Annotated in this window: 8 protein-coding genes; 3 read left to right on the top strand and 5 right to left on the bottom strand. The window is 74.0% G+C overall.

Annotated elements, in window-relative coordinates; translation table 11 throughout:
* Window positions 1-664: 4'-phosphopantetheinyl transferase family protein (locus ADY59_RS44335; RefSeq protein ID WP_049576453.1), on the bottom strand; the 664-nt coding region annotated here is incomplete at its 3' end.
* Window positions 665-943: 279 nt separating this feature from the next.
* Here ADY59_RS44335 and ADY59_RS44330 point away from each other — a divergent pair.
* Window positions 944-1,909: an aldo/keto reductase gene (locus ADY59_RS44330; protein ID WP_049576456.1), complete on the top strand. Its 966-nt coding sequence runs from the start codon at window positions 944-946 to the stop codon at window positions 1,907-1,909.
* Here ADY59_RS44330 and ADY59_RS44325 read toward each other — a convergent pair.
* From ADY59_RS44325 to ADY59_RS44310, 3 genes are all read right to left on the bottom strand, one after another.
* Window positions 1,885-2,541, bottom strand: coding sequence for a response regulator transcription factor (locus ADY59_RS44325; protein ID WP_053175765.1), 657 nt, complete (start codon window positions 2,539-2,541; stop codon window positions 1,885-1,887). The two genes, ADY59_RS44330 and ADY59_RS44325, sit on opposite strands and share 25 nt — an antisense overlap.
* Complete coding sequence (locus ADY59_RS47880) at window positions 2,534-3,475, bottom strand: sensor histidine kinase (RefSeq protein WP_156326119.1); 942 nt, start codon at window positions 3,473-3,475, stop codon at window positions 2,534-2,536. The genes ADY59_RS44325 and ADY59_RS47880 overlap by 8 nt, the downstream gene beginning before the upstream one ends.
* 235 nt (window positions 3,476-3,710) lie before the next feature.
* Window positions 3,711-4,613 carry a UbiA family prenyltransferase gene (locus tag ADY59_RS44310; RefSeq protein WP_197094145.1) on the bottom strand — a complete coding sequence of 301 codons (903 nt, stop codon included), beginning with the start codon at window positions 4,611-4,613 and terminating at the stop codon, window positions 3,711-3,713.
* Between the two features lie 278 nt (window positions 4,614-4,891).
* Between ADY59_RS44310 and ADY59_RS44305 the strand changes: the two genes are divergently transcribed.
* Complete coding sequence (locus tag ADY59_RS44305) at window positions 4,892-6,628, top strand: 2-isopropylmalate synthase (protein ID WP_049576439.1); 1,737 nt, start codon at window positions 4,892-4,894, stop codon at window positions 6,626-6,628.
* A gap of 143 nt (window positions 6,629-6,771) precedes the next feature.
* Window positions 6,772-9,456 carry an AAA family ATPase gene (locus ADY59_RS44300; RefSeq protein WP_049576438.1) on the top strand — a complete coding sequence of 895 codons (2,685 nt, stop codon included), beginning with the start codon at window positions 6,772-6,774 and terminating at the stop codon, window positions 9,454-9,456.
* A gap of 31 nt (window positions 9,457-9,487) precedes the next feature.
* On the opposite strand, the gene ADY59_RS44295 is transcribed toward ADY59_RS44300, so the two are convergent.
* The coding region (locus ADY59_RS44295) for a carboxyl transferase domain-containing protein (RefSeq protein WP_049576435.1) at window positions 9,488-10,895 on the bottom strand (1,408 nt) is incomplete at its 5' end.

The raw sequence follows: 10,895 nt of genomic DNA, 5'->3' as shown, positions 1-10,895 counted from the left end.
GTACGGCGGCGGCCGGCGCGAGCGCGGCGACGGCGGTGACGATCAGGCCGCCGCCGGTGCGCCACCGGCCGCTGAACCCGGTCAGCGGCCGGCCCATCCAGCGCGGCCCCGGCACGAGCAGCTCGGCCCGGAACGTGCCGCGCACCGGGTCGACGCTGACCACCGCGTCCTGGAAGTCGAGCCAGCGCGCGGCCAGCGGGAACCACGCCTTGTAGACCGCCTCCTTGGCGCTGAACAGCAGCCGGTCCCAGCTCGTGCGCGGATACCGGTCGGCCAGGCCGCGCAGCATCTCGCGCTCGCCGGGGACGGAGACGACCTCCAGCACCCCGGGGGGCAGCGGGGCGTCCGGCTCGGCGTCGATGCCGACGGCCCCGGGCTCGGCGCTCACGGCGGCCGCCCGGTAGCCGGCGCAGTGCGTGATGCTGCCGATGACGCCGGGCGGCCACAGCGGCTCGCCGTACGAGCCGCTCAGGATCGGCACGGGGTCGAGGCCGAGCCGCCGCATGGCCCGGTGGGCGCAGTCGCGCGCGGTGGTGAACTCGGCGCGGCGCTTGACCGCCACGCGGCGCACCAGCTCCGCCTCCTCCGGGAAGAGGACGACGCCGGCCGGGTCGGTGAAGGTGTCGAAAGACTTGACCGTCACCGGCAGGATCTCCTCGATCACCAAAACCTCCTCGGACCCCGTATAACCGGCACATTAGCCGCCGTCCAGGGCCGTCGAAAGGAAGGCCAATCATCTTTATGGGTGCCACCGGATTCTCAGGGGTAGGGATAGGGGTTCCGGCATGGCCGGGCCCCCCGGAGGTCCCCTATCATGCGCAGGGGCGCATCGGGGGTTGACCGGCCAATTCCACTCATTGTGAAGTACGGGGTTGCCACGCGAATTGATGACCTTTTTGATAGGAAGGCGCACACGGGAAAGATACGGAATGTTAGGGGATTCGTGCGGTACACGAGGCTCGGCCCGTCGGGGCCGGTTATCTCCGGCGTCGGGCTCGGCTCGCTCGCCCTCACCGGCGCCTACGGCGCGGTCGGCGACACCGACGCCGACCGGCTGATCCGGTCGGCGCTGGACGCCGGCGTGACCTTTCTCGACACGGCGGGCTTCTACGCCGCGGGCCACGTGGAGAGCCTGATCGGCAGGGCCGTCGCCCGCCGGGGCGAGGGCGTGGTGGTGGCCACGCGCGGCGGGGTCCGCCGGCACGGCCCGAGGGGGACGGTGGAGTCCGACGGGCGGCCCGGCTCACTCGAACGCGACTGCGACGCCTCGCTCAGGCGGCTGCGCACCGGCCGCATCGGCCTGTTCTACCTCGACTGCCAGGACGAGCGCGTCCCCGTCGAGTCCAGTGTGGAACGGCTGTCGGAGCTGGTCGCGGCCGGGAAGATCGGTCATCTGGGGCTGACCGGCGGCACCTCCCAGCAGGTGCGGCGGGCGCACGCGGTGCACCCCATCACCGCGATCGCCGTGGAGTTCTCCCTGTGGGGCCGGCGACCCTCGGCCGTCCTGCTCGACACCGTGCGCGAACTCGGCATCGCCGTGGTCGCCGCCCGTCCGCTGGGCCGCGGGTTCCTCACCGGCAGGGTGGGGCCGCGTCCCGCCTTCGGGCCGGGCGACTGGCGGCTCGCCGATCCCCGGTTCGACCCCGAGCGGCACGAGGCCTGCGCGCCGCAGCTCAAGACGCTGGAGGCGATGGCCGCCCGGCTCGACGTGGGGGCCGGCCGGCTGGCGCTGAGCTGGCTGCTGGCCCAGGGCGAGCACGTCGTGCCCGTGCCGAGCACCCGCGACCCGGTGCACCTGGAGATGAACCTGGCGGCCTCGTCGGTCGAGCTGCCGGCCGACACCCGTGACGCGCTGTCGGGACTCTTCCCGGCCTGCCCCCCGGGTCAGTCCTCGCCGCCCCTGCTCTGAGGCGGGATCAGCGAGGCCGCCAGGGCCTTGTTGACCGCGTCGATCCGGGAGGCGGCGTTGAGCTTGACGAAGATGTTGCGCATGTGGCGCTTGACCGTGGCCTCCGCCAGGCCGAGCCGGCGGGCGATCTGGTTGTTGCTGAGCGCCTGCGCGGCGAGCTGCAGCACCTCCAGCTCCTTGTCCGACAGCACGCCGGTCGACGGCGCCTCCACCCGGGCCAGGCTGCTGCGGGAGACGGCCAGCACCAGCCGGGACGGCTCCTCGTGGACGCTGCGCACCGCCGAGATCAGCTCGTGGCGGTGCACGCTCTTCAGCAGGTAGCCGCGGATGCCGGCGGCCAGCAGCCGGGTGAGCAGGTGCGGCCCGTCGTACATGCTGAGGATGATGATCCCGGTCTCCGGCGACAGCGCGCGGATGCGGCCGACGGTCTCGGTCACCTCGTCGCCGGGGATCTCCACGTCGAGCAGCACCACGTCCGGCAGCGTCTCGGCCACCACGCGCACGGCGGTGGCGGAGTCGCCGGCCTCGCCGGCCACGCTGATGTCGCCGACCGACTCCAGGATCTCCCGCAGGCCCTCCCTGAACAGCGCGTGATCGTCCACCAGGACCACCGAGATCCTGGCGCTAGGCATCACGCTGTCCACCGGCCCGCCTCTTGAGTGGGACGAAGAGCTCGACCAGGCAGCCGCCGCCCGGCTCGCTGGAGATGAGCACCCGGCCGCCGAGCAGTTCGGCGCGCTCGCGCATGGAGGTGAGGCCCACGCCGTCGTGCTCGCGTTCCCCGGCGGGGTCGAAGCCGCGGCCGTTGTCCTGGACCGACGCCGACAGTTCGTGCGGGGCGATGTTCACCCGGACCACGACGATCCTCGGGCGGCCATGGGCGAGCGCGTTGCGCACGGCCTCGCGGACGATGAGGAACGCCTCGTCGAGCACGCGCGGCGTGGCCCACGACTCGTCGCCGCTCACGTCGAGCCCGACGGAGACCACCTCGTCCTCGATCGTTTCGAGGAACCCGAGCAGCGACTTCTCCAGGCTCTTGACGGGGACCTGCGGGTGCAGCTCGGAGGTGATCTGCCGCAGGTTCTCCATCGTCTCCTGGACGGCCTGCTGGGCGAGGCTGATCTTGGCGGCGGCGCGGGCGGCGTCCACCGGCCGGTAGACCTCCGACAGCGCGAGCTGCTGGTGGGCGACGCTGACACCGTGGCCGATGCGGTCGTGCAGCTCGCGGGCGATGCGGCGGCGCTCGTCGTCCTGCGCCTCGTGGACCTGGTTGAGCAGGAAGCTGTGGTAGGTGTCGGCGGAGGCGCGGACGCGCCGGGACAGGCTCTCCTCCATGCCGCTGACGGCCAGCGCGATCAGGTCGGCCGGTGACTCGTACGCGGCGGCGATCCGGCGGGTCAAATGGCGCAGCGCCGAACGGAAGAAAAGTGAGCCCGCCTCAAGTGATGCTTTGGGATGGACGCCGCCGGCCGCGCGCACGTTTCCCACCTCGCGCGCGTGAAATTGATAGAGCTCGCCCACCTGCACCTTTCCGGCACGCAGCGTGGCCGCCACGTCGTCCAGCACCTGGCGGGCGGTGGAGAGCGCCAGGTCGCGGGCGCTCTGATCTGCGAAGACGGCGTTACCGGCGGTCTGCAGTGCTGATTCGAATTCGTTGAGGATTAAATCACGACACGATTCGACTAATTCCGCCGGGTCCCCCGTGGCCCCGTGTGCCGCCTCCAATGTCCCCCCCTCCGCCGCCGCGCGTTGAGCGTTCTCCAAACTATCGCGCGACCAGGAGACACATGCAACATTTGGGTCAGATCCATGACAAAAACGCGGTCAGGTGAAGCAGATGTTGCGTTCCCATGAACGCTCCATACGGACGCCGCGCCCGGCGGCGGTCGCCGTCCCCGGCTCCCCTGGCCACCTGGCGCCCGGCGACCGCCACCGCGATCACGCCCGCCGCCAGGGCCGCCACGACGCCGCCGAGCGGCACCCGCGCCAGCGACACCGCCAGGCCGAAGGCCACCAGGAGCACCACCGCGGCGCCCACCATGACCTGCCGCGACATCCGCTCGCCGATCAGCACGCCGAGCGTGCGCCGGCCGGCCGCCGTGTCCCCCTCGATGTCGGACAGGTCCTTGGCCGGCATGCCGACGAACACCATCCAGCCGATGGCCACCCCGGCGAACAGCACGAGCGCGGTCGGCGCGGCCACGCCGCCCCCGGCCGTCGCGACGGTGAAGCCCGCCAGGTACGACAGCAGGCCCGACAGGCACAGGACCGCCATCGTGCCGCTCGAGGTGTCCTTCAGCGGCACCGGCGGCCCCGAGTACAGGTAGCCGAGCACCAGGTTCGCGGCGATGATCCAGAACATCGGCCCCGGCAGGCCCACGGTCGCGATCAGCGCGGGGCCCCCCGAGCCGGCGGCCACCCCGGCGGCGAGCCGGGCGTCCAGATCCCCCCTGGCGATGGGCCGGCCGGAGCCGTTGATCCGGTCCTCCGTGACGTCGGTGACCCCGTTGTAGAGATAGATCGCGAAGATCGAGAGCACCCACGCGGCCGCGCCCTGCACGATCTGGGGCAGGAAGACGGCGGCGGTGGCGGCCGGCAGTGCGAGCGCGACACCGGTCAGATAGCGCAGGGCCGAAACGGCCAGCACCAGGGGGCGGGCCTCCGCGACGCAGAGACCGAGGGCACGCACGGACAAGGCTGCCATGACTCGCATTGTGAGCGGCCCGCGCCGCCCCTGACATAGGGGCGATCCGAAGGTTGTAGCGGGGACTGCTCCTTTCGATACGGGGGATGGTCCCCGGGGCTATTCCCGGCGAACTCCTGATGCCCCGTCTTGCCCGGCCCGTCAGGCCACTTATAACGTCCGGCCATAACGCCGGTAATCGAACCGCGGGGGCCGCGACCTCACCTTAGAAACGACGCCGGTGATTTCCAACCCCTGTTCCGAGGAAAACGAGGGTCACCCACGAAAGGAAATCCGCCATGCAGGGTGCCGGACGTTACACCGGATTCACGCCCCTCGACCTGACCGATCGCAGCTGGCCGGGCAGGCGCATCAGCGCGGCCCCCCGGTGGCTCTCCACCGACCTGCGCGACGGCAACCAGTCGCTGGCCCGCCCGATGTCCCCCGAGCGCAAGCTGATGATGTTCGACCTGCTGGTGCGGATCGGCTTCAAGGAGATCGAGGTCGGCTTCCCCGTCGCCAGCCAGGACGACCACGACTTCGTGCGGCTGCTCATCGAGCGTGACCTCATCCCCGACGACGTGCGCATCACCGTGCTCACCCAGGCCCGCGAGGAGCTCATCAGAGCCACCGTGGACTGCCTCAGGGGTGCGCCCCGCGCCATGGTCCACATCTACAACGCCACGTCGCCGCTCTTCCGCGAGCTGGTGTTCGGCCTCGACCGCGCCGGCTGCCGCGACCTCGCGGTGCGGGCCACCCGGGTGATGATGGACCACGCCGAGCGCGCGCTGCCCGGCTGCGACCTGGCCTACCAGTACTCGCCCGAGCTCTTCAACGAGACCGAGCCGGACTTCGCTCTGGAGGTGTGCGAGGCGGTCATGGACGCCTGGCAGCCGGAGGCGGGCCGGGGGATCATCCTCAACTTCCCGACCACCGTCGAGCGGTCGCTGCCCAACGTGTTCGCCGACCAGATCGAGTGGCTCGACCGCAACCTGTCGCGGCGCGAGCACGTGTGCCTGTCCATCCACCCGCACAACGACCGGGGCACCGGGGTCGCCGCCGCCGAGCTGGCCCTGCTGGCCGGGGCCGAGCGGATCGAGGGGTGCCTGTTCGGCAACGGCGAGCGGGCCGGCAACGTCTGCCTGGTGACCCTCTGCATGAACCTGTTCACCCACGGCATCGACCCGGGCGTGGACCTGTCCGACATCAACGACGTGCGGCGCACCGTCGAGGAGTGCAACCAGATGACCGTCCACCCGCGCCATCCGTACGCGGGCGACCTCGTCTACACCGCCTTCTCCGGCTCGCACCAGGACGCGATCAAGAAGGGGTTCGACGAGCTCGAGCGGCACGCGGAGCAGACCGGGGTGCCGGCCGCCGAGCTGCCCTGGAGCACGCCGTACCTGCCTGTGGACCCCAAGGACGTCGGGCGCACGTACGAGGCGGTGGTGCGGGTCAACAGCCAGTCCGGAAAGGGCGGTGTCGCGTACGTGATGAGCGCCTGGCACGGGCTCGCCCTGCCGCGCGGCCTCCAGGCCGACCTGGCGGCCCTGGTGCAGGCGCGGGCCGACGCCGAGGGCGGCGAGCTGTCTCCCGGCCGCATCGGCGAGCTGTTCCGCGAGGAGTACGTGGACCACGGCGCGCCGGCCGAGCTGTTCGTGCCGATCACGGCCACGCTCTGGGTCGACGGCGCCGTGCCGCGCGACCTGCGCCAGGAGCTCGGGCCGTGGGGCATCGAGGTGCGCGCCGTGCACGGGAGCGCTCCGGCGCTGGCGCGGCAGGGGGCGCCCGGCCGGCCGTCCCTCGTCCGCCGCGCCCCGCACGACGTGGTCGTCTACGCGGAATGCGGCGCCCCCGCCGAGGGGGCGGCCGACGTCGCGAGCGGTCCCGGCACGGCCTGGGGCGTGGGTGCCGGGAGCGACGTGACGGCGGCGGCGTTCTCCGCCGTGCGCGCCGCGGGCACCCGGCTCGCCGAGCGCGCGCGCCGGCGTCCCGCCCGTCCTCTGGAGCCGCGTCCGCTCGCGGCGGCGGGCTGAGCCCGCGATGGCCCGCGTCACCCTCAGGAAGCCGCGGCCGCGCCGCCGCCCGGGCCCCGGCAGCGACCTGGACCTGCGCACCCCGTCGGGCCGCCGGCTCCCCTACTGACCTTCACCGAACCGTTCCGAGCAAGGAGGGCCGCATGGCCGAGGACGTCGAGCGGCACGAGATGGCCACGCTCCGCGAACTGCTGGACGAGGCCAGCGCCGGCCGGGGCCGCGTCGCGATGGTGACCGGCGCGATCGCCACCGGCAAGAGCGCGCTGCTGTACGGCCTGGCCGAGCACGGCGGCGTACACGGCGCCGTGCCGCTCACCGCGACCGGCTCGCGCGCCGAGAGCGCCCTGCCTTTCGGCGTGCTCTCGCAGCTCCTGCTCGGCGCGCGGATGACCGAGCGGAACCGCGCCACCATCCTCAGCCTGCTGCGCGAAGGCGCCCGCGGGGCGAGCGGCCCCGGCGAGCAGGTGGACGTGCTGATCGTGGACGCGCTGTGCACGGTGCTGCTGGAGCTGGCGGAGCGGCATCCGCTGCTCGTCGTCGTGGACGACCTGCAGCACGCCGACCACGCCTCGCAGCTGTGCCTGTCGCATCTGGCGCGGCGGATCGCGTACGCCCCGATCATGCTGGCGGTCACCTTCCGGGACCCGTACGCGCTCGGCGGCCTGCACGCGGAGATGCTGCGGCAGCCGCACTGCCGCTCGGTCCGGCTCAGCCACCTGACGGTGGCGGAGGTGACGCGGCTGGCGGCCGGCGAGGCCGGCGCCGCGCGGGCGGCCCGCTGGCACGAGCTGACCGGCGGCAACCGGCTGCTGGTGGACGCGCTCCTGGAGGACCACCGGATCGGCGACGGCCGGGGCGAGAGGTACGCCGAGGCGGTGCTCGCCTGCCTGCACCGGTCCGGCGACGCCGCGCCCGGGGTGGCGCGGGCGCTGGCCGTGCTCGGCGAAGCCGGGCCGGTCGCCCGGCTGCTCGGCGCGAACGAGGCGGCCACCGCCAAGGAGGTCCTGGCGCTGACCCGGGCGGGGCTGCTGGACGGCGGCCGGTTCCGCGACGAGGCGGCCAGGGCCGCGGTGCTGGCCGGGCTGGACGACGGCGAGCGCGTCGACCTGCACCGCCGGGCCGCCGAGCTGACCTACCACGACGGCGCGCCCGCCCCGGTGGTGGCCGGGCACCTGCTGCGGGCCGGTGACGCGAGCCGGCTGTGGGCGCTGCCGATCCTGGAGGAGGCGGCGGCGCAGGCGCTGCGCGACGACGGCGTGGAGTCCGCGATCGAGTATCTGAAGCTGGCCCTGCGCTCCTGCTCCGACGAGCGGCGGCGGGCCGGAATCGCGACCATGCTGGTGCGCGCCAAGTGGCGGATCGACCCCGGCACGCCCGCCGGGCACCTGGGCGAGCTGACCGAGGCGCTGCGCCGGGGCCACCTGAGCGGCGGCGACGCCGTGACCCTGGCCAAGGCGCTGCTGTGGCACGGTCACGCGGCCGACGCCAAGAACGTCCTGGGCCACCTGAGGAAGCTGGACGAGCTGGACCGGGAGGCGGTGGCGGAGGTGGCGGCGGCGCACGCCTGGTTCCGCAGCAGCTGCCCGCCGTTCCTGGCGCACCTGCCGGAGCTGAGCGACGAGCAGGCGGGCGGCGCCGCCCACTCCTTCAGCGCCGACCGCCGCACCGAGTCGGTGGGCGCGCTCGTGCGGGCGCTGACGCAGGGGCCGCTGCCGGAGACGGCGACGACGGCCGAGCGCATCCTGCGCGGCTCCAAGCTGGACGAGATGTCGCTGGACACGGTCGAGAGCGCGCTGCTGGCCCTGACCTACACCGGCCGGGCCGACCTGGCCGCGCCCTGGTGCGACTCCTTCGTCGCCGAGGCGGCCGCGCGCCACGCACCGGGCAGGCAGGCGCGGCTGTCGGCGATCCGCGCCGAGATCGGCCTGCGCCGGGGCGACCCGGCCGCGGCGGCGGCCGACGCCCGGCGCGCCCTGGAGCTCATCCCGCCGGACAGCTGGGGGGTCGCCGTCGGCGGGCCGCTGGGCAGCCTGCTGCTGGCGGGCGCGGCGATGGGCCGGTACGAGGAGTGCCTGCCTCCCGTCACCCGGCCGGTGCCCGAGGCGATGCTGGAGACCCGGTTCGGGCTGCACTACCTGTACGGCAAGGGCCGCTTCCACCTGGCGGCCGGGCAGGCGCGGCAGGCGTTGCGCGATCTGCGGCTGTGCGGCGAGCTGATGGGCGAGTGGCAGCTCGACAGCGCCGAGTTCATCGCCTGGCGGCTGGACGCGGCCCAGGCCCTGCTCGCCCTCGACGAGGCGGAGGAGGCGCGGCTGCTGGTGGAGGAGCAGCTGGCGCGCTCCGGCGGGTCGAAGCGGGTGCAGGGGATGGCGTTGCGGGTGCTGGCCGGGACCGCCGAGAAGCGGCACCGCGTGCTGCTGCTGCGCCAGTCCGCGGAACTGCTGCGGGACGGCGGCGACAAGTACGAGCTGGCCAGGTCGATGACCGGGCTGGCCGAGGCGTACCACGAGGTCGGCGAGTTCCGCCGGGCCGCGGTGATGGGCCGCCGGGCGCGCGTCCTGGCGCACGAGTGCCAGGCGGGCGCGCTGAGCCGGACGCTGCCGGACGGCGCGTGGGCGGCCGGCGACCCCGACGCGCGGCCGGTGCTCAGCGACGCCGAGCGTCGGGTGGCGTCGCTGGCCGCCGACGGCTACTCCAACCGGGAGATCTCCGCCAAGCTGTTCATCACGGTGAGCACGGTGGAGCAGCACCTGACGCGTGTCTACCGCAAGCTCAGCGTGACCCGCCGCGCCGACCTGCCGGAGACCCTGTCGGCGCAGCCGCTCTGAGCACGGGGGGCACGGGTGGCACCGGGGGACGTCACAGGGGGATGTTGGTGTGGCGGCCGCGGGCGCGCGGGGCGCGGGCGATCGCCTCGGCGAGCCGGGATCGCGTGGTCTCGGGGGCGATGACCTCGTCCACGACGCCGAGGTCCACCGCCCGGCGCACGCCGCCGGCCGTGCGGCGGTGCTCCTCGGCGAGCCGGGCGCGCAGTTCCTCGCGCTCGTCCTCGGGGGCCGCCGCGAGGGCCTTTCGGTGCAGGACCCCGACGGCCGACTCGGCGCCCATCACCGCCACCTCGGCCTCCGGCCAGGCGAAGGTCGTGGTCGCGCCGAGCGAGCGGGAGTTCATCGCGATGTAGGCGCCGCCGTAGGCCTTGCGGGTGATGAGCGTCACGCGGGGGACGGCCGACTCGGCGAAGGCGTGCAGCAGCTTGGCGCCGCGCCGTACCACCCCGCCCCACTCCTGGCCGACGCCGGGCAGGTAGCCGGGGACGTCCACGAGCACGACGAGCGGGATGCCGTGCGAGTCGCACATGCGGACGAAACGGGCGGCCTTCTCAGCGGAGAGCGAGTCGAGGCAGCCGCCCTTGTGGATCGGGTTGTTGGCCAGCACGCCGACGGTGCCGCCGCCGAGCCGCCCGAGCGCGACCAGGATGTTGGCGGCCCAGCGCGGCTGGAGCTCCTCCATCAGCCCGTCGTCGAGCACGGCCCGCACCAGGGGCCGCACGTCGTAGGCGCGCCTCGGCGAGGCGGGCAGCAGGGCGCGCGGGTCCGCGGCCCGGACCGGCGTGACCGGGGCGCAGGCGCCCTGATCGGCGAACAGGCCGGTGAGGCGGCGTGCCCTGGCATAGGCGTCGGCCTCGTCGGCGGCCAGGACGTGCGCCACGCCGGACTTCCTGCCGTGCGCCTCCGGCCCGCCGAGCCCGGCCATGTCGATCCGCTCGCCGGTGACGCTGCGGACGATCTCCGGGCCGGTCACGAACACCCGCCCGGCGTCGGCCATGACGACCACGTCGGTGAGCGCGGGCCCGTAGGCGGCGGCGCCGGCGGCCGGGCCGAGGATGACCGAGATCTGCGGCACGACGCCGGACGCCCTGGTCATGGCGGCGAACATGCGGCCCACGCCGTCCATGGACTCCACGCCGTCGGCGAGCCGGGCGCCTCCGGAGTGCCACAGGCCGATCACCGGGCAGTCGCCGCGCACGGCGGCCTCGACGGCCTCGACGATCCGGCCGGCGCCGGCCGCGCCGAGCGCGCCGCCCATCAGCCGGGCGTCCGTGCAGAAGGCGACGACCGGCGCCCCTTCGACCAGGCCGCGCACGGCCGTCACACCGCAGGCGTCCTCCCCGTGCGGCGGCAGGCCGGCGCCTGCGGCGTCCGGGTGCAACGGCGTGAGGGAGCCGGGGTCCAGCAGGCGCGCCAGCGGGGGGGGGGGGGCGCGGGGG

Origin of the sequence: Nonomuraea sp. SBT364 (genome assembly GCF_001083785.1) — a bacterium.
GTDB lineage: Bacteria > Actinomycetota > Actinomycetes > Streptosporangiales > Streptosporangiaceae > Nonomuraea.
The sequence above is the reverse complement of the archived record's forward strand: the minus strand, read 5'-3'. Positions and strand labels throughout refer to the sequence as shown.